Raw genomic sequence first — 20,257 nt, 5'->3', positions numbered from 1 at the left:
CCTCAAAGAACGGCGCGCAGCGCGTCTCGGATCAGGGTTTCACAATCAGCACCCGCTTTGGCGACCTTGCTAATCATCCGGCTGGCTTCCTGCGGCTTATAACCCAGCGCCACCAGCGCAGATTCCGCTTCGGCTTCAATATCCGCAGACGATGCTGCGGCATCCGTTACCGGCGGCAGCGTTAGATCGCTAGCTGAATTGAACAACTCGCCATTGAGTCCCTTAAAACGGTCCTTCATTTCCACGACCAGACGCTCGGCCGTTTTCTTGCCTACGCCGGGCAGTTTCACCAGTGCGCCGATTTCCTGACGCTCGACCGCGCCGACAAACTGCTGCGCCGACATACCGGACAGAATGGCCAACGCCAATTTGGGTCCGACGCCATTGACTTTGATAAGCTCTCGGAACAGGGAACGTTCCTGCTTGTTGTTGAATCCAAACAGCAGTTGCGCATCTTCACGCACGACAAAATGGGTGAAGATGATCGCTTCCTGTCCCTGCTCGGGCAACTCGTAGAAACAGGTCATCGGCATATGCACTTCATACCCCACGCCGTTGGCTTCAATCAATACCTGCGGGGGTTGTTTTTCCAGAATGATGCCTCTGAGACGACCTATCACGTGACGTTTCCTTTTGAATTTACGCTTAACGATGGGGTATAGCTTATACCATAAAAAAGGCTGGATGAATATCCAGCCTGGTCTCTAGCGAAGCCGCCCTCGCGCTAAGGTCAGCCTCTCCTGCCCCATGCGGGTCAAGTTCTGACTAAAGTGACAATGCGTGATGGCGATAGCCAGCGCATCAGCGGCATCCGCCTGGGGATTAGCGGGCAATTTCAGCAATGATCGCACCATATGCTGCACCTGGCTTTTTTCCGCAGCGCCGGTGCCGACCACCGTTTGCTTCACCTGCCGCGCCGCATATTCAAAAACCGGTAGCGATTGGTTGACCGCCGCGACGATCGCCGCTCCCCGCGCCTGTCCAAGCTTTAGCGCCGAGTCTGCATTTCGCGCCATGAAAACCTGTTCGATGGCGAAACAGTCCGGCTGAAACTGCGTGATGATTTCACTCACTCCCGCATAAATCAGCTTGAGCCGCCCTGGGATATCGTCTACCACAGTGCGAATGCAGCCGCTACCCAGGTAGCTGATCTGCCGCCCCTGCTGGCGGATGATGCCATAACCGGTGATTCGCGAACCAGGGTCAATACCTAGGATGATCGTCAACGCCTGTCTCCCCACCGGTTCATCGCCGGCAACGCCATTACAGCAGCGCCGCCACCTCGTCGGAGATATCACCGTTGTGGTAAACCTCCTGCACGTCGTCACAGTCTTCCAGCATGTCGATCAAACGCATCAGTTTCGGTGCGGTTTCTGCATCCATATCGGCCTTGGTCGAAGGGATCATGGACACTTCTGCGGCTTCAGCCACCAGACCGGCCGCATCCAGCGCATCTTTGACTTCACCGAAGGTTTCCCACGGGGTGTAAACGTCGATAGCGCCATCGTCATAGGTCACGACATCGTCAGCGCCCGCTTCCAGCGCCGCATCCATTACCGTGTCTTCATCCAGACCCGGCGCATAGGAGATCACGCCTTTCTTGGTGAAGAGATAGGCGACGGAGCCGTCGGTCCCGAGGTTACCGCCGCTTTTGGTAAAGGCGTGACGGACTTCGGAAACCGTACGGTTACGGTTGTCGCTCAGGCATTCCACCATCACCGCCGTGCCGCCGGGGCCGTAGCCTTCATAAATGATGGTTTCCATGTTATCAGCATCATCGCCGCCCACGCCGCGAGCGATCGCGCGGTTAAGGGTATCGCGCGTCATGTTGTTGGACAGCGCCTTATCGACCGCAGCACGCAAACGCGGGTTGGATGCGACGTCACCGCCGCCCAGACGGGCTGCCGTCACCAGCTCACGAATAATTTTGGTGAAAATTTTTCCGCGTTTGGAATCCTGCGCCGCTTTACGATGTTTCGTGTTGGCCCACTTACTATGACCTGCCATAAAAATCTCCGAAAAAAGCCTGTTCAGGCCGGATAAATAACAAATTCTTCAATCGCCTGCCGGTTACTCCATGACTTAGTCAGACGCGCCGCACTGGCCGCGTCCAGCCACTGATATGCGAGGTGTTCGCTGATCCGCACCTCACGTTCCGTAGGTAACGCCAGACAGAACCACGATTCCTTATTGTGCGTGACCCCCGGGGCATAGCGATGTCTTAAATGAGCAAAAAGCTCGAACTCAACACAGCGATGACAGTCGACAAGCGATAGCGCTTCCGCCGCGATATCGATGTCCACCTCTTCCTTTACTTCACGCTGTGCGGCATACCGCGCGGTTTCTCCCTCTTCCAGACTGCCGGTAACCGACTGCCAGAAGTCAGGATCGTCGCGCCGTTGCAACATGAGCACCCGCCCGGTATCACGGGCATAGATAACCACCAGAACCGAAACGGGTCGCTTATAGGTCATATCATGGATTCTCTGACCGTTGATCCTGTGCCGTTTTGCCTTTGCCCACGACTGCGATGGAGAGTTCATCTAATGCCGCCGGGTTGGCGAAGTTCGGGGCTTCGGTCATGAGACAGGCTGCCGCCGTGGTTTTCGGAAACGCAATGACATCTCGAATGTTGTCAGTCCCGGTCAACAGCATGACCAGACGGTCGAGACCAAATGCGAGACCGGCATGCGGCGGCGTGCCGAATTTGAGGGCATCCAGCAGGAAGCCGAATTTCTCGCGCTGCTCATGTTCGGTAATACCCAGAATGCGGAATACCGCCTGCTGCATGTCGCCATTGTGGATACGTACGGACCCGCCGCCCACTTCATAGCCATTCAACACCATATCGTAGGCGTTGGCGATGGCCGAAGTCGGCTCGGCTTCCAACTGCGCTGGCGTCATGTTGCTGGGCGCGGTAAACGGATGATGCATCGCCGTCAAACCGCCTTCGCCATCGTCTTCAAACATCGGGAAGTCGATGACCCACAGTGGACGCCAAGTGCCTTCTTCCGTCAATTTCAGGTCGCGACCCAGCTTCAGTCGCAGCGCGCCCAGCGCGTCAGAGACCACGCTAGCTTTGTCTGCGCCGAAGAAGATGATGTCGCCGTCCGCCGCACCAGTGCGTTCCAGCACTGCCGCGATGATCGCTTCATTCAGGAACTTGGCGACCGGACTCTGGATACCTTCGAGGCCTTTCGCACGCTCGTTAACCTTGATGTAGGCAAGCCCTTTAGCGCCGTAAATCTCCACAAACTTCGCGTATTCATCGATCTGTTTGCGGCTCAGCTGCGAGCCGCCCGGCACGCGCAGCGCGGCAACGCGGCCGCTGGCGTCGTTGGCAGGACCGGAGAACACTTTAAATTCGACCTCTTTCAACAGGTCGGCGACGTCCACCAGCTCCATCGGGTTGCGTAGGTCCGGCTTGTCGGAACCGTAGCGACGCATGGCTTCCGCAAAGGTCATGATCGGGAACTCGCCGAGATCGACGTCGAGGATATCCAACCATAGCTCGCGCACCAGTCTTTCCATCAGCTCGCGCACCTGCGGAGCCGTCAGGAATGATGTTTCCACATCAATCTGGGTGAACTCCGGCTGACGGTCTGCACGCAGATCTTCGTCACGGAAACATTTTACGATCTGATAGTAGCGGTCGAAGCCTGACATCATCAGCAACTGTTTGAACAGCTGAGGTGACTGCGGCAGCGCGTAGAATTTGCCTTTGTGTACTCGGCTTGGCACCAGATAGTCGCGCGCGCCTTCCGGCGTGGCTTTGGTCAGCATCGGCGTTTCAATATCCAGAAAACCGTTGTTGTCCATGTAACGACGTACAAAGCTGGTGATGCGTGCACGCGTTTTAAGACGCTGCGCCATTTCAGGACGGCGTAGATCGAGGTAGCGGTACTTCAGGCGAGCTTCTTCGCTGTTGACCTGATTGCCGTCCAGCGGCAACGGCTCAGCGCGGTTAATGATGGTCAGTGAAGTCGCGATAACTTCCACTTCACCCGTCGCCATGTCTTTGTTCACCTGATTGTCCGGACGGGCGCGCACCTGACCGGTCAGCTGAATACAAAATTCGTTACGCAGTTCGGAAGCCAGGGTAAATGCGTCCTGTCGATCAGGATCGAAAAAGACCTGAACCAGACCTTCGCGGTCACGCATATCAATGAAAATCAAGCCACCCAGATCGCGTCGACGGTTAACCCAGCCGCACAATGTCACTTCCTGGCCCACGTGGGACGAGTTTAACCGTCCGCAATATTCAGTACGCATCACGATGTCCTTTATACTCAACCGCCGTTGCCGCGCCCGGCCAACCCGATTGACGGCTGGCGAAGCGACGGCATGATTTGCGGGAATACTGTCCGATGAAAAAAGGGGGGCATTATAAAGGAATTTCCCCCTTTCGATAAGAGTCCCGACGGGCTGTGGCGGCTTTCTTCACCGCGCTGCCCTTTGTTTGGTAAAAAAGTTAACATGATTATCATCTGGTAAACGTTTTTTGCTGGCCTGTTTACGGGCCTCCGCCTAGTCTGAAGCCAAGATTGAAGACCAGAGTCATCACACAACGGGGCCATCACAATGCTGAAACTGACACCCTCCTCCACCGCATTGGTACTGATCGATCTCCAGGAAGGTATTCTTCCTTTCGCCGGCGGTCCTTATGCCGCCCAAGACGTGGTAAGCCGTGCAGATAAGCTGGCGACAATCTTCCGACAGAACGGCGCGGCGGTCATCCTGGTGCGCGTCGGCTGGTCCGCAGACTTTGGCGACGCTCCGCGGCAAACGGTCGACCAACCCAATGCAGCCGCAGCCCTGCCGGAGAATTGGCTGACGTTTGCGTCTGGGCTAAACCTCAGCGACAGCGATATCCGCATCATCAAACACCAGTGGGGCGCGTTTTATGGTACGGATCTCGATTTGCAACTCCGTCGCCGCGGCATCGACACCCTCATTTTGGGCGGCATCTCCACGAACATCGGCGTAGAATCCACCGCGCGCAACGCCTGGGAGCACGGCTATAACCTGGTGATAGCCGAAGATCTCTGCAGTGCCGGCAGCGCGGAACAGCATCAGAGCAGTATGACGCATATTTTCCCGCGTATCGCGCGGGTACGGAACAGCGCCGAGATCGCGCAAGCGTTAACCAGGGACACGGAATAGAAGGCATAACGCAAACTATGTATATCGGATTGCCGCAGTGGCAGCACGCGGCCTGGGGAAAATTGGGTTTAAGCGATCTGGCGGACTACGCCAGACATTTTAACTGCGTGGAGGGCAATACCACGTTTTACGCGCTGCCGTCCGCAGACGTGGTTTTACGCTGGCGGGATATGACGCACGATGATTTCCGTTTCTGCTTCAAATTCCCGTCGACCATCAGCCATCAGGCGGCGCTGCGGGATTGCCAGCCGGAAGTGACTCAGTTCTTTCGCTGTATGGCGCCGCTCGCGACTCGAATGGGACAATTGTGGCTGCAGTTGCCTGCTGCGTTCGGTCCCGGACAACTGCCGGACCTGTGGCAGTTTCTGGATGCGCTGCCGTCGGGCTATACCTACGGCGTCGAGGTTCGTCACCCGCAGTTTTTCGCCAAAGGCGAGGATGAGCGCCGGCTCAATCAGGGGCTGCATCAGCGTGGCGTCAACCGCGTCATTATGGACAGCAGGCCGGTTCATAGCGCAATAGCCGACAGTGAAGCGATGCGAGAAGCTCAGCGTAAAAAACCACGCGTTCCCGTCCACGCCGTAGTGACCGCCTCACAGCCGCTGGTTCGATTCATCGGCAACGACAGTCAGGAGGATAACCAGCGCTGGTTCGCGCCTTGGCTCGCGAAACTGGCTCACTGGCAGAACGAGCATTCGCCCTACCTATTTATTCACACGCCGGATATCGGTTTCGCGCCGGAGCTGGCACGTCGGCTTTGGCCCAAACTAAGCGCCGTAATTTCGGATATGCCGCCGCGGCCGCATTGGCCAGAGCAGTCAACGCTGTTTTAACCGACTCTGACAAGGCATTTGTTAGTTCTTTTTCTTATACTCAATTCGTATTGGCAGAAAATTTTAGATAAAAAACCGTGCCGTTGCAGGCGACAGCTGGGCAAAAGAGAGGCTATTATTCTGCCAGCCGCTTTGGACAGGCAATGGAGTAGAAAATGGTAAGCACGCTATATGTGGTGCTCGGTGCATTGTTGTTAATCAAGCTTTCCTTTGACGTCGTGAAACTCAGGATGCAGTACCGTGTCGCCTACGGCGACGGCGGTTTTTACGAGCTGCAAACCGCGATTCGGGTTCACGGTAACGCGGTCGAATATATTCCTATCGGCGCTATCATGCTGGTGTTGATGGAAATGAACGGCGCATTAATCGGCATGATCCATTTCTGCGGCATTCTGCTGATTGTCGGTCGTCTGTTTCATTACTATGGCTTACGGCAGCGAGAATTCCGCTGGCGCCGCTATGGCATGATGTCGACCTACCTTTCTCTGGCATTGATGGTTTTGGCAAATCTGTATTATCTGCCCTGGGAACTGATCCTGACCCTGCGCTAACCCCTATTCCACGGTAAGACGGGACACCCCGCGCTTACCGTATTGCCTTGACACTCTCTCTTTGCTCCACGTTTCTGATAGAATGCGCCCCAATTTCTTGCTCACATGTATTTTTCCGCTATGACCAACCGCGATATGCTTTTTTCCGCTCCCATCGCCAATCTGGGAGACTGGACGTTTGACGAACGCGTGGCCGAGGTCTTTCCCGACATGATCCAGCGCTCGGTGCCCGGCTACTCCAATATTATTTCGATGATCGGAATGCTGGCCGAGCGCTTTGTTCAGCCGAACTCTCAGATTTACGATCTGGGCTGCTCATTGGGCGCGGCCACACTGTCCATGCGTCGCCATATTCAGGTGCCTGGCTGCCAGATTATCGCCGTCGACAACTCTCCTGCGATGGTTGAACGCTGTCGCCGACATATTGACGCCTTCCGCGCCGACACACCTGTCGACGTACGCGAAGCCGACGTGCTGGCGACGCCGATCGAAAATGCTTCGCTGGTCGTGCTGAACTTCACCCTGCAGTTTGTGGCGCCGGAACAGCGACAAACCCTGCTGACGCGGATTTATGAAGGGCTGCGCCCCGGCGGCGCGTTGGTCTTATCGGAAAAATTTAGCTTTGACGATGACACCATCGGCGACCTGCTCTTCAACATGCATCATGATTTCAAACGCGCGAACGGCTACAGCGAACTGGAGGNCAGCCAAAAACGCAGCATGCTGGAAAATGTCATGCTGACGGACAGTGTGAACACGCATAAAGCGCGTCTGGCGCAGGCCGGTTTCGAACACAGCGACGTCTGGTTCCAGTGCTTCAACTTCGGCTCCCTGCTGGCAATCAAAGCGGAGAGCGCGCAATGATCGACTTCGGACGCTTTTATCAGCAGATTGCCATCGGGCCGCTCAGTCACTGGCTGAACACATTGCCGGCGCAAATTACCCAGTGGCAGCAGGAGTCGCTGCATGGCCGTTTTAAACAGTGGTTCAACACGCTGGAACATCTGCCTGAACTGACGCCGACGACGCTCGACTTGCAAAACGGCGTCACGGCCACGATGACGCCCGACATCCATGACGGCCAGCGCGCAGGCATCGAACAGCTGCTGCGTAATTTGATGCCGTGGCGCAAAGGACCCTTCTCGCTCTACGGCGTTTCTATCGATACCGAGTGGCGGTCAGACTGGAAGTGGGATCGCGTGCTACCGCATATTTCGTCCCTACAGGACCGGCATATTCTCGATGTCGGCTGCGGCAGTGGTTATCACCTGTGGCGCATGGTCGGCGCGGGCGCTCGCCTGGCCGTCGGCATCGACCCTATGCAGCTGTTCTTATGTCAGTTTGAAGCCGTTCGCCGACTGCTTGGCGACGACCGTCGCGCCCACGTATTGCCTTTAGGCATTGAACAGCTGCCGGCATTGGCCGCGTTCGACACCGTCTTTTCGATGGGCGTACTCTATCACCGACGATCTCCGTTGGATCATCTGTGGCAGTTAAAAGATCAGCTGGTCAGCGGCGGTGAACTGGTATTGGAAACGCTGGTGATTGAAGGAGATGAAAACAGCGTGCTGGTGCCAGGTGAACGCTACGGCCAGATGCGTAACGTCTATTTCCTTCCCTCACCCGCGGCGCTCACCCAGTGGCTTGAAAAATGCGGCTTTACGGACGTCCGGGTTGTCGATCTTTGCGTCACCACCACGCAGGAACAACGACGCACTGACTGGATGGTGAGCGAGTCGTTGGCGGACTTCCTCGACCCGGCGGATAGCACCAAGACGGTAGAAGGCTACCCGGCTCCACTCCGCGCAGTCGTCGTCGCCAAAAAACCCTGATACGTTGTCGCACATACCCCCGGTTACGCGCCGGGGCAAATCACCATTATGCTCGCCTGGCCATCAAACCGCCCACAAGACGATCGCCATCACGTCCTCTCAAGCCCTCTACTCTTTTGATCGAACCCGATGCCTTCTCTACGCTATTTTTCCGGGAACACTTGTGTCTGAGGGGCCGTGCCGATTGAAATAGGGGTTTGCTTTCAAGTGTTCCGACCTGTGGGAAAAAAGGATTTCTCCTCACTTTTCACTATCGCCTGATGGCGATATCACCGATAAGCGAGTCAGATGGCCTGACGATAGGCGAAAAAAAGCCCCGGTAACACACCGGGGCTTGGTACTCGCAAGCAAACCTGCTGAAGTATGCTGCGCGGCAAAGGTAGGCACACCGCGTCACATCACGTCACTGAAGCGGTGTGCTGATCGGAGGTCAAGGCGCTCTTCATGGCCGCCACCACATCGCCATCAACACAGTAATGTTGGAATTCGTCGCCGTCGACGTCAGCACTCATGGTCACGCCCGCTTTGCGATAACGCATGGGCGACGGCAGCCACTGGCCCGCGGAGCTGTGCAATTCTTTAATTCCGCTAGCGCGAAACTTATGCAGATTGGTCAGACGTACGCCAGAACCCGCCATAATGATAGGACCACGGTCTAGTGCGTTAAGTTCCCGCAATAACGGCAAACCGCTTTCGGCACTCTGCTGCTGGCCGGAAGTCAACACGCGGGAAACGCCCAAATCGGCAAGCTGCATCAGTGCCTGTCGCGGGTTGAAGCACATATCGAACGCGCGGTGAAACGTCACGGCTAAACCCTCGCAATGCGTCATCACCCGCTTCATGCGCGCTAAATCGATATGCCCTTCGTCATCCAATATACCGACGACCACGCCCGGAAATCCCAGGTCGCGTATCTGATCGATATCATACAAAATCGCTGAGAACTCCGTCGCGCTGTAGCAAAAGTCGCCGCCACGAGGCCGTACCATCGGATGCACCGGGAGCGTGAGGTGCTCCCGCGCCTGGCGTAGCATGCCGTATCCCGGCGTCAGTCCGCCCTCCCGCAGGCCCGCGCACAGTTCCACACGGTCAGCCCCGGCACGTTCTGCCGTCAATGCGCAATCAATGCTGTAGCAGCATACTTCCAGCTTAGGCATAGGTCCCTCCCTAAAATCGCGGCCAGGAGCAACAGTGCTCCTGAATCAATGTCTCAATATACTATGGCACCGCGTTACTGTTCTTGAGGAGAGCAACATTACAGGATATGAAGTGGCGCACAATATCGACTTCAGCGCCCGGCGCGATCGCCGCGTAGCGGGAGCGAATCCCTTTCGCTCTCGACGATGTTCTGCAAGCTAAAGGGGTGAAACTTAAGGGTGACCGTACCGTTGGTCACGGCCAGCGTGGGATTAGGCAATCGTTCTTGCTCTCCCTGCGGCTGACTGAATTTAAGACGAATGCCCGGAGTGAGTAGCGCCGCATCCGGCAGACACGCCAACGCCCGCTGATGAAGCGTGGCCGGATCCCCCGGAAGGACCACTTCCACATGCTCCCAGCCTTCATGAGGATAGCGCTTGTTCCCCGGCCACGGCAGCTCGATGCACGCAATTTGCCAAGGGCCGACCGTCATCGGTTGAGGAAGCAAAAACAGGCAAATAGGCCGATCGTTGATGATATTTTCAGATAACAGCGTCGCGCCTTTGTCCAGCAGCGCCTCGCGCCAGCGCGCCGCCGTTGCGTTTTGATGGCAACGCAGTGAAATGTGATCGGCTTCAAACTGCGCAATATCTAACGAAAGCTGCTCAGCCAGTTTGAACATCTCTGATTCGAATCGAGACAGATCTTCCATTAATGACGCGGGTAGCGGTTGCGATGTATTAGCAGCCATTTTATTTTCAAATACCTCCGTTAACTTAATTGCTTTATTAATTTACAGAGAGTTAGCATCAGCATCCAGCTTTAAACGGAATTGTCAGTCGATTGTCAGTTTTCTGTATGTTTTTTTATCGTTTAAGATCATCACGCTGATTAATTTATTAACGAAAATCATTCCTGGCCATGATGTTTTTTTTTGCTTGCCTCCAACAATACCCTGACGTAAATAACGACCTTAATTCACTGTTTTTACGCATATTCCTATATATCATGGGAGTAATCTTAAATACACTTTCCCCCATTGTTAATAAACAATAAAAGGGATAATTTCATTATTCCAAAAGATATAAAAAGGTCGTTCGCCATGTTTCTACTTATTGTATCGGTTTTATTAATTGCATTAGCCGGTTACGCTATCTTTCGTCATCTCAAAAACATGAAAAACACGCGTTTGGTGACTGATAGACGAAATAAAAAACGTTAATGACTCTCTGGTTATTTATTTTTTAGATTTATCTGTATGGCTGTTTTCTTCCCTATTTCCTCTGTGCTTTTTTAACCGTGATGCGTCAACATCATGAGCACCCCGATGAGCCTGTGACACCGCCGCTCTGCTGACTCAATCTATCAAATATGGTATAAGCAGGGCTTAATTTGTAATGTAAGGTAACCCGGTGAATATTCAGGCTCTTCTTTCCGAAAAAGTCCGTCAGGCATTGGTTGCGGCGGGCGCACCCGCTGACAGCGAAGCGCAGGTTCGCCAATCGGCAAAAGCGCAATTTGGTGATTATCAGGCTAACGGCGTGATGGCCGTGGCTAAAAAATTAGGCATGCCTCCGCGTCAATTGGCGGAGAAAGTCGTCCAGCTGTTGCAGTTGGAAGGAATTGCCGCCAAAACTGAAATCGCCGGTCCCGGCTTCATCAATATCTTCCTCGATCCTCAGTGGCTGTCCGCGCAGTTAGAGCGCGTGCTGACCAGCCCGAAACTGGGCGTGGCGCCGGTAGAACCCCAAACGATTGTCGTCGACTACTCCGCCCCCAACGTGGCTAAAGAGATGCACGTCGGCCACCTGCGTTCCACCATCATCGGCGACGCGGCGGTAAGAACGCTGGAATTCCTCGGTCACAACGTCATCCGCGCCAACCACGTCGGCGACTGGGGCACGCAGTTCGGCATGCTGATCGCCTATCTGGAAAAAGTTCAGAACGAAAACGCCGGTGAGCTGGAGCTGTCCGACCTGGAAGCATTCTACCGCGAGGCGAAACAGCATTATGACGCCGACGCCGCATTCGCCGAACGCGCTCGCGGTTACGTAGTGAAACTGCAGGGCGGCGACGAATATTGCCGTGCCATGTGGCGCAAGCTGGTGGACATTACCATGAGCCAAAACCAGCATAACTACGATCGACTTAACGTCACGCTGACGAAAGACGACGTCATGGGCGAAAGCCTGTACAACGACATGCTGCCGGGCATTGTCGCCGATCTGAAAGCCAAGGGCCTTGCAGTTGAGAGCGAAGGCGCCACGGTCGTTTTCCTTGAAGAGTTTAAAAATAAGGAAGGCGAACCGATGGGCGTGATCGTCCAGAAGAAAGACGGCGGTTACCTGTACACCACCACGGACATCGCCTGCGCCAAGTATCGCTACGAGACGCTGGGCGCCGACCGCGTCCTCTNCTACATCGACTCTCGTCAGCATCAGCACCTGACGCAGGCCTGGACCATCGTCCGCAAAGCTGGCTACATCCCCGATAGCGTGAGCCTGGAGCATCACATGTTCGGGATGATGCTGGGCAAAGACGGCAAGCCGTTCAAGACCCGCTCCGGAGGAACCATCAAGCTGGCTGATTTGCTCGATGAAGCCTACGAACGTGCGGTAAAACTGATCGCGGACAAAAACCCTGAAATGCCGCAGGACGAAGTGGCCGAGCTGGCGAACGTCGTGTCCATCGGCGCGGTGAAATACGCAGATCTTTCCAAAAGCCGCACCACTGACTACGTATTCGACTGGGACAACATGTTGGCGTTTGAAGGCAATACCGCGCCTTATATGCAGTATGCCTACACCCGCGTCGCCTCTATCTTTAAGCGCGCCGGCGTTGATGAAGCCAGCCTGACCCACCCCATCGTACTGACCAACGAGCGCGAACAGGCGCTAGCGACGCGTCTGTTGCAGTTCGAAGAAGTGATTACAACCGTGGCTCGCGACGGTACGCCGCATGTCATGTGTGCTTATCTCTACGATTTGGCCGGCCTGTTCTCCGGCTTCTACGAGCACTGCCCGATCCTGAATGCCGAGAACGAAGCGGAACGTCAGAGCCGTCTTAAACTCGCCATGCTGACGTCGAAGACGCTGAAGCAAGGTTTGGACACGCTAGGTATCCAGACCGTCGAGAAGATGTAACGCGTTTACCTCCTCACGCCGTCTTTCTGAAGGCGGCGTGTTTCTCCCCTCTTAGCATCCCTGATCCATCATCCCAGACGACGTTTTCACATGCGTATCATTTGCTATCAACCGGGCTTGCCTTGTTCCCGGCAATGCAGCTGATAACGCTTTTCTCAGAGAAGGTGTATTAAGAGCAGAGGCGTGAGTCAGACGGCCATTCATCGCAACGACCACCGCAACTAGGGCGAGCGAACTCGCCGTTCGTATTGTTGATGTGGGTTGTTGATGTGGGTTATTAGATACTGCGGCGCGAGAAATCTTTCGGACGGAATCCCATCAGCCCCAGCGAGACGAAGTAAGCGCCGGCGCCGGCCACCACCATCGCCATCAAGCGTAAGATTCGANCCGTCATATTGCCCTGATCCCATGGCGGCATGATCTGGTCTAGCGCCAACAGCGCCGCCGACATCACGACGACCGCCAGCAATAGCCGCACCAGAAAACGTGCCCACCCCGGCGACGGCTGGAAAATTTGCTGCTTACGCAGTTGCCAGAACAGCAGCGCGGCGTTGAGACAAGAGGCCAGCCCTATCGACAGCGCTAATCCTGCATGCTGAAGCGGACCGATAAACGCCAGGTTCATCAACTGAGTTAGCGCCAGCGTCACCAAAGCGATCTTCACCGGCGTCTTGATGTCCTGTCGCGCATAAAATCCGGGTACCAGCACTTTCACCAGAATCAGCCCCATTAGCCCGATGGAATACGCCACCAGCGCCCGCTGTGTCATCGCCGCATCGAAAGCGCTGAACTTACCGTATTGGAACAGGGATACCGTCAGCGGCTTTGCCAAGATGCCCAGCGCGACCGCGCTCGGCAACGCTAACAAGAAGCAAAGTCGCAGCCCCCAGTCCATCAGGTGGGAGTACTCTTTATGATCACCGCTGGCGGCGCTTTTTGACAGCGAAGGCAACAGGATAGTGCCCAAGGCTACGCCCAGAACGCCGGAGGGGAACTCCATCAGACGGTCTGCGTAATACATCCATGACACCGCGCCCTGACTCAGAAAAGAAGCGAAAATCGTGTTGATGATCAACGAGATCTGGCTCACCGACACGCCGAGAATTGCCGGCGCCATCAGCTTCATCACGCGCGCTACGCTCGGATCACGCCATTTGATACGCGGCAAGACCAACATACCGATTTTTTTGAGATGCGGCAGTTGATATCCCAGTTGCAAGACGCCGCCGACCACCACGGCCCAGGCCAGCGCCAGCACCGGCGGGTGAAAATAGGGCGTGGCGAACAAGGCAAAAAAGATCATGCTGACATTGAGCAGCGTCGGCGCGAACGCGGGCACCGAAAAACGGTTCCAGGTATTGAGCACGGACCCGACCATCGAGGTCAACGAAATCAATAAGATGTAGGGGAATGTGATGCGCAGCAGCGAAGAGGTCAGTTCAAAACGCGCCGGGGTTTCGGCAAAGCCAGGCGCCGTCACCATGATCACCCAGGGCGCGGCCAGCATGCCGGCGATCGTCACCAACGTCAGCACCAGCGTCAGCATCCCGGCGATGTAAGCCAGAAACGTGCGGGTGGCCTCTTCTCCCTGCTGGCTCTTATATTCGGCCAAAATGGGAACGAAAGCCTGGGAGAACGCGCCCTCGGCGAAAATACGACGCAGCAGATTCGGAAGTTTGAAAGCGACAAAAAAAGCATCGGTCGCCATACCTGCACCGAATACGCGGGCGACGATGGCGTCACGCACAAAGCCCAGCAGGCGCGAAAGCATTGTCATTGAACTGACCGCAGCCAGTGATTTAAGTAAATTCATGCGAGTGTTCTGAATACCGGGGAAGATAATGACGCAAACAGCCGTCTGGCCGTACGCATCTATTGGGTGCGCCTAGTCTACGCATTGTGCGAGCAAAAGCTACCGGTTGGTGCCCCCGCTCCGCACCGTTAAGCTGCAGAAGTGACTGATCGCCCGGATTTTTGCGACAGTTCTGATCGCCGGGCAATCACTTCCGCTGCGCCCAGCGGTCATTGGTCAAGGAAGTTAAAACGTGATCCTGCCATTCGCCGTCGATCAGCAGGTAATCTCTGGCATAACCCTCTTTTTCAAATCCGAGACGCGCCAGCAGACCGCCGCTGCGGTGGTTGTGCGGCATATAGTTGGCCATAACCCGGTGCATGCGCTGTTGAACAAACATGTAGCGCAGGCTGGCTTTCAGCGCTTCAAACATCAGCCCCTGCCCCTGCCATTTCTGCCCGAGCGAATAGCCCAGATAGCAGGCGTGGAAAGATCCGCGCAGAATATGGCTGAAGTTGGCGACGCCGCGCACCTCCGTTTCCTCAGGGTCAAGCAGCAAGAAATAGAACGCGCTGTTCTGTTTGTGCATATCGGTGATCGCGCTCAGACGCGCCTGCCAGCCCGAGGGATAGCAGTGGCTGGCATCACGTACCGGCTCCCAGGGTTTTAGAAATTCGCGGTTTTCCGCGTAATACTCTGCCAGTCGCCAGGCATCACGTTCATGAGCCAGACGTACCACCAGCCGGTCCGTCGTCAAACGTACCGTGGCAGATGTGGAACGATAGCCAAACATTTCTCTTCCCTCAGGTTCGGGGTGGTTAATCGATTATGTTTATGGAACTGAAAAACGTCTATTCGCCAGCAATAAGCGGATAAACATGACGTTAAGCTTACTATAAACCGCGTTGACTGCATCAACGTAACCGCTCCAACGCGCGGTTATCACGCAATTTGAATACGTCTGCAATCTGCAATTATCACAGCTCTGCATCGAGCGGTGTTTGACGATAAAAAAATATTATCTCCAAGTCACCTATCGCCATAACACAATTGGCGAGAGAATAAACAAGTAGGATCCTTTCTTTCCGTGACGGTGCAACATGCCTTTGATGACGCAGGCGCGCAGCCTGGGTAAATATTTCATTCTGCTTGATAATATGCTGGTGATTTTAGGGTTTTTCGTCGTGTTCCCCCTGATTTCCATACGATTTGTCGACCAAATGGGCTGGGCCGCGCTGACGGTCGGCACCGCATTAGGGCTGCGCCAGCTCACCCAGCAAGGCTTAGGGATCTTCGGCGGCGCGATTGCCGACCGATTCGGCGCCAAACCGATGATTATCACCGGCATGCTGATGCGCTCGGCCGGTTTCATCTGCATGGCGCTGGCGACTACGCCGCTGGTGCTGATGCTCTCCTGTTTTCTTTCCGGACTCGGCGGCACGTTATTCGACCCGCCGCGCACCGCGCTGGTCATCAAGCTGACCCGTCCCAGCGAACGCGGGCGCTTCTTCTCCCTCTTGCTGATGCAAGACACGGCTGGCTCAGTCACCGGCGCGCTGCTCGGCAGTTGGTTGATGCAATACAATTTCAACGTCGTCTGCTGGGTCGGCGCCTTTATGTTCCTGCTGGCTGCGGGCGCGAATGCCTGGCTGCTGCCCGCCTATCGCATTTCCACCACGCGAACGCCCATGCGTGAAGGCATGCTGCGGGTTCTGCGCGACAGCCGTTTCGTCATCTATGTCCTGACATTGACCGGGTATTTCATGCTGGCGGTGCAGGTACTGCTGATGATGCCGATCGTCGTCAACGAAGTCGCCGGAACGCCCGCGGCGGTGAAATGGATGTACGCCATCGAAGCCGCGCTCTCTTTGACGTTGCTCTACCCAGTCGCGCGCTGGAGCGAAAAACATTTTCGGCTGGAGCAGCGTCTCATGGCCGGGCTGTTCATTATGACGCTCAGTCTGTTTCCGATGGGGATGGCGACGCACCTTAACCTGTTGCTGGTTCTAATCGGCCTGTTTTATTTCGGCTCTATTATCGCAGAACCCGCGCGCGAAACGCTGGGCGCTTCGCTGGCGAACGCCCGCGCCCGCGGCAGCTATATGGGCTTCAGCCGTATGGGGTTGGCGCTGGGCGGCGCGCTCGGCTATAGCGGCGGCGGCTGGTTGTACGACAGCGGGCGTGCGCTGGGCCAGCCTGAACTGCCGTGGTGTATGCTCGGGATCATCGGCCTGATGACGCTGGCCGCGCTCTACTGGCAATTCCATTTGCGGCGTATTGAGCCTGCGATGCTGGGCGATCGTTAATCTCCCCTCCGCCTGTTTTGTGTCGGGCGCCCTCGCCACCCGAATTGATCTCAAGCGAAAACCCCCCCATACTTTTTCGTCACAGATGCCCCCTTTTTAAATCACGTGCTCGCAGGGACGCCCTGTGTATACGGCAGCGGCATCGCATTGATCGACAACAAAGGAAGATTGGTATGAAACTTTATATTTACGACCACTGCCCATTCTGTGTGAAAGCTCGTATGATTTTCGGCCTGAAAGATATCCCGGTGAAACTGGAATACCTGCTTAATGATGACGAAAAAACGCCCATCTCCATGGTCGGTAAAAAGATGCTGCCCATCCTGCAAAAAGAAGATGGAAGCTTTATGCCAGAAAGCCTCGATATCGTGGAATATATCGATGCGTCTGATGGCAAGCCTCTATTGACCGGCCCGACGAATCCACAGATCGACGCCTGGCTGCGCAAAGTCTCCGATGACGTATATCGCCGTCTCGTCATGCCTCGCCTCAGCCGTGCGCCCTTCGAAGAGTTCGCCACACCTGCCGCACGCGACTATTTCATCAATAAAAAGCAGGCCCAGGGCGGCGATTTTGAAGAGCTGCTGAGCCACTCCGCCGGTTTGATCAAAAACATCAGCAACGATCTCAAAGATCTCGAACCGCTGATTGTTCAGGCCAACGCCTGTAACGGCGAGCTGTCGATGGATGATATTCACCTGTTCCCGCTGCTTCGCGCCCTGACCATCGTCAATGGCGTCAGCGTGCCGTCGAAGGTGGCGGACTACCGCGACAACATGGCCAAACAAACCCAGATCCCGCTGCTGAGCGGCATGGCTCAATAAGCACCAGAATCGCCGTCACATACCGGAACATGACGTGCCGGTATGTGCGTTACCGTTTCAGGACTTTCCGATTGGCGCTGTTCACGCAAAAGCGCACGCTGCCCCGCTATCAGATATCGATAGTATTAAGGGAATTAACGAGGTTATTACAATGAAAAAAACAGGATGGGCGACACTGGCATTGCTGGGCGGACTGATGCTCAGCGGCTGTAATCAGCTGACCCAATACACCCTGAGCGAACAGGAAGTCAATCAGTATTTACAGGAACATAATGACTATCAGAAACAGATTGGCGTGCCGGGTGTCGTGGATGCTCATATCGTTCTGACCGATCTCACCACACAGATCGGTCGCGAAGAACCGGGCAAAGTGACCCTCAGCGGCAATGCCAAAGTCGATATCAGCTCACTGATTGGCGCACAGTCGGCAGACATGAAGCTAACGCTCAAGGCGCAACCGGTCTTCGATAAAGCGCAGGGCGCCATTTATCTTAAAGAGATGACGCTGACGGATTACAGCGTGCAGCCGGAAAAAATGCAGTCGATGTTTAAAACGCTGACGCCTTATCTCAATCAATCGCTGAAAAGTTATTTCGACCAGAAACCCGCCTACGTGTTGAATGCTGAGCACAGCACGAAAGAAGCGATGGCCAAGAAATTGGCGAAGGGTATAGAAGTCAAACCGGGTCAGTTGGTGATCCAGCTGACCGAGTAATTTTGTGGCTGGNCGGAGACGATCTCGCTCACGGTCAGCCTTATCTTTTTGAGGGAAACGTTGGCTCGCTTACTCCTCGCCCTCTCTTGTCTCTGCCAGCTCTTCGCGCATCGCTTCCAGCGCTTCGCGCGTTACTATCGCCAGCGAACGGTAAAACCCCGTCGTCGCATGACTTTCGACTTTGCCCAGAAAGCGGTCGCTCCACGGTAGCAGGTAGGTATCGAATAGCGCAGTCTGCGCCTCGGTCTCATCTTCCTCCGCCTGATCCTCCAGCCATGAAGCGGCAAGCAGCAGTCCGCCAAAGTGGTCTGACGGACCTTCGCCGAGCGGCATGCCGCGTTGCTGTAAAAATTCGCGCNCAGCCGTTTCCGGTGACGCTGGCTCGTATCCGGAACGCCAGGGCGTTACCGCCGGCTCGTCCCCGGCAAACAGCCGCAAATAGTCGGCACTCACGGTATCAAGCCCTTCGGCCTTCAAGCTGGTTTGCATTCGCGTCAGCAGCGCATCCTGTTCCAGCGGCCACTGCGGGGCTAGCTTGCCCTCTTTGACCAACGTCATGAGCGGGGTCAGCAGCGGATCCTGCGGCTGACGGTAAAACAGTGAGCCGAGAACACGGCACACAATCGAGAATTCATTCATGCATTAAACCTGTAGATAAAGAGTGACAACGTCACAAAGAGGCTAATTCAGGGATAGCCGGCTTACCGCGGCGTTCCAGAAAATCCAGTACCCGACGAGGGCTGACATTCAACACGCGTTCCGCCGGGAAATCAATCTCCCGCAAAATGCGTTCGCAGTAGGGAAATTCGCCCAACGCGAACGCCACGTGGCTATCCGACCCTAGCGCCAGATATCCGCCCGCATCGCGCACCGCTTCAGCGATGACTCGACAGTTGGCCTCGCTTCCTTTGCGGGAATGAATAAAGGAGGAGTTGTTCAGCTCCAATGCGACTTCATACTTGGCTGCCGCAGCGGCAACCGCCGGGATATCGATCGGGTAACGCGGATTGCCGGGATGGCTGATGATATGGACGTTTCCCTGCGCCATCGCCGCGATCATCGCGGTGGTGTGCGCCTCTTTATCCTGCGGGGGAAACACCGGTTCGTGGAAACCTGCGATGATCAGATCCAGACTTTCCAGCATCGGTCCCGTGCAGTCGATATCGCCGTTAAGATTTTTGATATTGGCCTCGATACCTCGCAGGATACCGATCCCGTCCACCATCCGGGGCCAGACGCGCATGTTGATAAAATGCCAATGATGCGGGGCATCCGCCATATCTGGACCGTGATCCGTAATGGCGAACAGTTGAATATGCTTACGCCGGGCTTCGGCAATGTAATCATGCAGTGTGCTATAGGCGTGAGTGCTGGCTACGGTGTGCATATGTAAATCGACGGGGTACATGGCTTCTCCTGGCGCTTATTTTACCGTGCCAGCATACCATCCTTCCCTTCCCCACACAGCTCACGGGGTAATTGTCACGTGATTCGTACAAATGCAAAACACGCTGTAGCGCCCGTCAGACGCCTGAATACGTACATCTGGCGAGTAAAACAGCAAATTGCGTTAACTTTAGCTAATCGCACCATAACGAGGCATAAGTGTGTTGACGCTGCGGGGGAATTTCCCTACAGTAGCGCCCGTTGTCTGAGAGGACAACCCCCGGTGAGGTGTCCGAGAGGCTGAAGGAGCACGCCTGGAAAGTGTGTATACGTGAAAACGTATCGAGGGTTCGAATCCCTCCCTCACCGCCATATTTACAGAGAAAGCCTGAACTCACGTTCGGGCTTTTTTGTATGCAGAAATCCCCTTGAGGGAGGGTGAGACCCCTCGCCAGGGTTCGACAAAACGGCAGCGCCGTTTTGCATGGCCGCAGGCCACCCGAAGGGCAAGGCGCGCAGCGCCGCAGTGAATCCCTCCCTCACCGCCATATTTACAGAGAAAGCCTGAACTTACG

20 protein-coding genes, 1 tRNA gene and 1 other RNA gene are annotated in these 20,257 nt (G+C 55.4%); 11 read left to right on the top strand and 11 right to left on the bottom strand.

Annotated elements, in window-relative coordinates; translation table 11 throughout:
- Positions 1-2: 2 nt before the first annotated feature.
- The 5 genes from ruvA to aspS form a co-directional block, all read right to left on the bottom strand.
- Complete coding sequence (gene ruvA, locus RZ35_RS05210) at positions 3-620, bottom strand: Holliday junction branch migration protein RuvA (RefSeq protein ID WP_026742343.1); 618 nt, start codon at positions 618-620, stop codon at positions 3-5.
- An 84-nt stretch (positions 621-704) separates the two neighbouring features.
- A complete protein-coding gene (gene ruvC, locus RZ35_RS05205) occupies positions 705-1,226 on the bottom strand; it encodes a crossover junction endodeoxyribonuclease RuvC (protein ID WP_026742342.1) in 522 nt (173 codons plus the stop codon).
- A 37-nt stretch (positions 1,227-1,263) separates the two neighbouring features.
- Complete coding sequence (locus RZ35_RS05200) at positions 1,264-2,007, bottom strand: YebC/PmpR family DNA-binding transcriptional regulator (protein WP_026742341.1); 744 nt, start codon at positions 2,005-2,007, stop codon at positions 1,264-1,266.
- A 23-nt stretch (positions 2,008-2,030) separates the two neighbouring features.
- On the bottom strand, positions 2,031-2,474 hold the full coding sequence (nudB, locus tag RZ35_RS05195; RefSeq protein ID WP_026742340.1) for a dihydroneopterin triphosphate diphosphatase: 444 nt from the start codon (positions 2,472-2,474) through the stop codon (positions 2,031-2,033).
- Position 2,475: 1 nt separating this feature from the next.
- Positions 2,476-4,272: an aspartate--tRNA ligase gene (aspS, locus tag RZ35_RS05190; RefSeq protein ID WP_026742339.1), complete on the bottom strand. Its 1,797-nt coding sequence runs from the start codon at positions 4,270-4,272 to the stop codon at positions 2,476-2,478.
- Positions 4,273-4,581: 309 nt separating this feature from the next.
- Here aspS and RZ35_RS05185 point away from each other — a divergent pair, with 309 nt between their 5' ends.
- The 5 genes from RZ35_RS05185 to cmoB all read left to right on the top strand — a co-directional run bounded on the left by RZ35_RS05185 (position 4,582) and on the right by cmoB (position 8,379).
- Positions 4,582-5,163 (top strand): hydrolase, encoded by a 582-nt coding sequence (locus RZ35_RS05185; protein WP_026742338.1) that lies wholly within the window; start codon positions 4,582-4,584, stop codon positions 5,161-5,163.
- Between the two features lie 17 nt (positions 5,164-5,180).
- A complete protein-coding gene (locus RZ35_RS05180; RefSeq protein WP_026742337.1) occupies positions 5,181-5,996 on the top strand; it encodes a DUF72 domain-containing protein in 816 nt (271 codons plus the stop codon).
- Positions 5,997-6,151: 155 nt separating this feature from the next.
- Positions 6,152-6,547 carry an MAPEG family protein gene (locus RZ35_RS05175; RefSeq protein WP_026742336.1) on the top strand — a complete coding sequence of 132 codons (396 nt, stop codon included), beginning with the start codon at positions 6,152-6,154 and terminating at the stop codon, positions 6,545-6,547.
- A gap of 120 nt (positions 6,548-6,667) precedes the next feature.
- Positions 6,668-7,411: a carboxy-S-adenosyl-L-methionine synthase CmoA gene (gene cmoA, locus RZ35_RS05170; protein ID WP_026742335.1), complete on the top strand. Its 744-nt coding sequence runs from the start codon at positions 6,668-6,670 to the stop codon at positions 7,409-7,411.
- Positions 7,408-8,379, top strand: coding sequence for a tRNA 5-methoxyuridine(34)/uridine 5-oxyacetic acid(34) synthase CmoB (gene cmoB, locus RZ35_RS05165; protein ID WP_026742334.1), 972 nt, complete (start codon positions 7,408-7,410; stop codon positions 8,377-8,379). The genes cmoA and cmoB overlap by 4 nt, the downstream gene beginning before the upstream one ends.
- Positions 8,380-8,777: 398 nt before the next feature.
- Here cmoB and cutC read toward each other — a convergent pair whose 3' ends face one another.
- Positions 8,778-9,536: a copper homeostasis protein CutC gene (gene cutC / locus RZ35_RS05160; protein ID WP_026742333.1), complete on the bottom strand. Its 759-nt coding sequence runs from the start codon at positions 9,534-9,536 to the stop codon at positions 8,778-8,780.
- Between the two features lie 131 nt (positions 9,537-9,667).
- Positions 9,668-10,267 (bottom strand): VOC family protein, encoded by a 600-nt coding sequence (locus RZ35_RS05155; RefSeq protein ID WP_026742332.1) that lies wholly within the window; start codon positions 10,265-10,267, stop codon positions 9,668-9,670.
- 661 nt (positions 10,268-10,928) lie between these two features.
- On the opposite strand from RZ35_RS05155, the gene argS reads away from it, so the two are divergent.
- A complete protein-coding gene (gene argS, locus RZ35_RS05150; RefSeq protein WP_026742331.1) occupies positions 10,929-12,659 on the top strand; it encodes an arginine--tRNA ligase in 1,731 nt (576 codons plus the stop codon).
- Positions 12,660-12,936: 277 nt separating this feature from the next.
- Here argS and murJ read toward each other — a convergent pair whose 3' ends face one another.
- Positions 12,937-14,472, bottom strand: coding sequence for a murein biosynthesis integral membrane protein MurJ (gene murJ, locus RZ35_RS05145; protein WP_026742330.1), 1,536 nt, complete (start codon positions 14,470-14,472; stop codon positions 12,937-12,939).
- A 187-nt stretch (positions 14,473-14,659) separates the two neighbouring features.
- The gene (gene rimJ, locus RZ35_RS05140; protein WP_026742329.1) at positions 14,660-15,244 is read right to left on the bottom strand and encodes a ribosomal protein S5-alanine N-acetyltransferase; all 585 of its coding nucleotides are present in this window, start codon (positions 15,242-15,244) and stop codon (positions 14,660-14,662) included.
- Positions 15,245-15,551: 307 nt separating this feature from the next.
- Between rimJ and mdtH the strand changes: the two genes are divergently transcribed.
- The 3 genes from mdtH to RZ35_RS05125 all read left to right on the top strand — a co-directional run bounded on the left by mdtH (position 15,552) and on the right by RZ35_RS05125 (position 18,296).
- Positions 15,552-16,757, top strand: a complete 1,206-nt coding sequence (gene mdtH / locus RZ35_RS05135) for a multidrug efflux MFS transporter MdtH (RefSeq protein WP_026741407.1) — start codon at positions 15,552-15,554, stop codon at positions 16,755-16,757.
- Positions 16,758-16,930: 173 nt separating this feature from the next.
- Positions 16,931-17,581: a glutaredoxin 2 gene (gene grxB, locus RZ35_RS05130; RefSeq protein ID WP_026742328.1), complete on the top strand. Its 651-nt coding sequence runs from the start codon at positions 16,931-16,933 to the stop codon at positions 17,579-17,581.
- Between the two features lie 151 nt (positions 17,582-17,732).
- A complete protein-coding gene (locus RZ35_RS05125) occupies positions 17,733-18,296 on the top strand; it encodes a lipoprotein (RefSeq protein WP_026741409.1) in 564 nt (187 codons plus the stop codon).
- 69 nt (positions 18,297-18,365) lie between these two features.
- Here the strand turns inward: RZ35_RS05125 and RZ35_RS05120 are convergent, their stop codons facing one another.
- The gene (locus RZ35_RS05120; protein ID WP_026742327.1) at positions 18,366-18,935 is read right to left on the bottom strand and encodes a TorD/DmsD family molecular chaperone; all 570 of its coding nucleotides are present in this window, start codon (positions 18,933-18,935) and stop codon (positions 18,366-18,368) included.
- 31 nt (positions 18,936-18,966) lie between these two features.
- Positions 18,967-19,704, bottom strand: coding sequence for a phosphatase (locus tag RZ35_RS05115; RefSeq protein WP_026742326.1), 738 nt, complete (start codon positions 19,702-19,704; stop codon positions 18,967-18,969).
- Positions 19,705-19,964: 260 nt separating this feature from the next.
- Here RZ35_RS05115 and RZ35_RS05110 point away from each other — a divergent pair.
- Positions 19,965-20,054, top strand: a tRNA-Ser gene (locus RZ35_RS05110).
- 46 nt (positions 20,055-20,100) lie between these two features.
- A non-coding RNA gene (locus RZ35_RS17225) (RtT sRNA) lies at positions 20,101-20,230 on the top strand.
- Positions 20,231-20,257 lie beyond the last annotated feature (27 nt).

The sequence above is a fragment of the Lonsdalea quercina subsp. quercina genome (genome assembly GCF_000688655.1).
GTDB classification, from domain to species: Bacteria; Pseudomonadota; Gammaproteobacteria; order Enterobacterales; family Enterobacteriaceae; genus Lonsdalea; species Lonsdalea quercina.
The sequence above is the reverse complement of the archived record's forward strand: the minus strand, read 5'-3'. Positions and strand labels throughout refer to the sequence as shown.

Bases quoted from the DNA above. Each gene is read 5' to 3' on its own strand.
- RZ35_RS05200 (WP_026742341.1), bottom strand. From the start codon at position 2,007: ATGGCAGGTCATAGTAAGTGGGCCAACACGAAACATCGTAAAGCGGCG.
- nudB (WP_026742340.1), bottom strand. From the start codon at position 2,474: ATGACCTATAAGCGACCCGTTTCGGTTCTGGTGGTTATCTATGCCCGT.
- aspS (WP_026742339.1), bottom strand. From the start codon at position 4,272: ATGCGTACTGAATATTGCGGACGGTTAAACTCGTCCCACGTGGGCCAG.
- RZ35_RS05185 (WP_026742338.1), top strand. From the start codon at position 4,582: ATGCTGAAACTGACACCCTCCTCCACCGCATTGGTACTGATCGATCTC.
- RZ35_RS05180 (WP_026742337.1), top strand. From the start codon at position 5,181: ATGTATATCGGATTGCCGCAGTGGCAGCACGCGGCCTGGGGAAAATTG.
- RZ35_RS05175 (WP_026742336.1), top strand. From the start codon at position 6,152: ATGGTAAGCACGCTATATGTGGTGCTCGGTGCATTGTTGTTAATCAAG.
- cmoB (WP_026742334.1), top strand. From the start codon at position 7,408: ATGATCGACTTCGGACGCTTTTATCAGCAGATTGCCATCGGGCCGCTC.
- cutC (WP_026742333.1), bottom strand. From the start codon at position 9,536: ATGCCTAAGCTGGAAGTATGCTGCTACAGCATTGATTGCGCATTGACG.
- RZ35_RS05155 (WP_026742332.1), bottom strand. From the start codon at position 10,267: ATGGCTGCTAATACATCGCAACCGCTACCCGCGTCATTAATGGAAGAT.
- rimJ (WP_026742329.1), bottom strand. From the start codon at position 15,244: ATGTTTGGCTATCGTTCCACATCTGCCACGGTACGTTTGACGACGGAC.
- mdtH (WP_026741407.1), top strand. From the start codon at position 15,552: ATGCCTTTGATGACGCAGGCGCGCAGCCTGGGTAAATATTTCATTCTG.
- grxB (WP_026742328.1), top strand. From the start codon at position 16,931: ATGAAACTTTATATTTACGACCACTGCCCATTCTGTGTGAAAGCTCGT.
- RZ35_RS05125 (WP_026741409.1), top strand. From the start codon at position 17,733: ATGAAAAAAACAGGATGGGCGACACTGGCATTGCTGGGCGGACTGATG.
- RZ35_RS05115 (WP_026742326.1), bottom strand. From the start codon at position 19,704: ATGTACCCCGTCGATTTACATATGCACACCGTAGCCAGCACTCACGCC.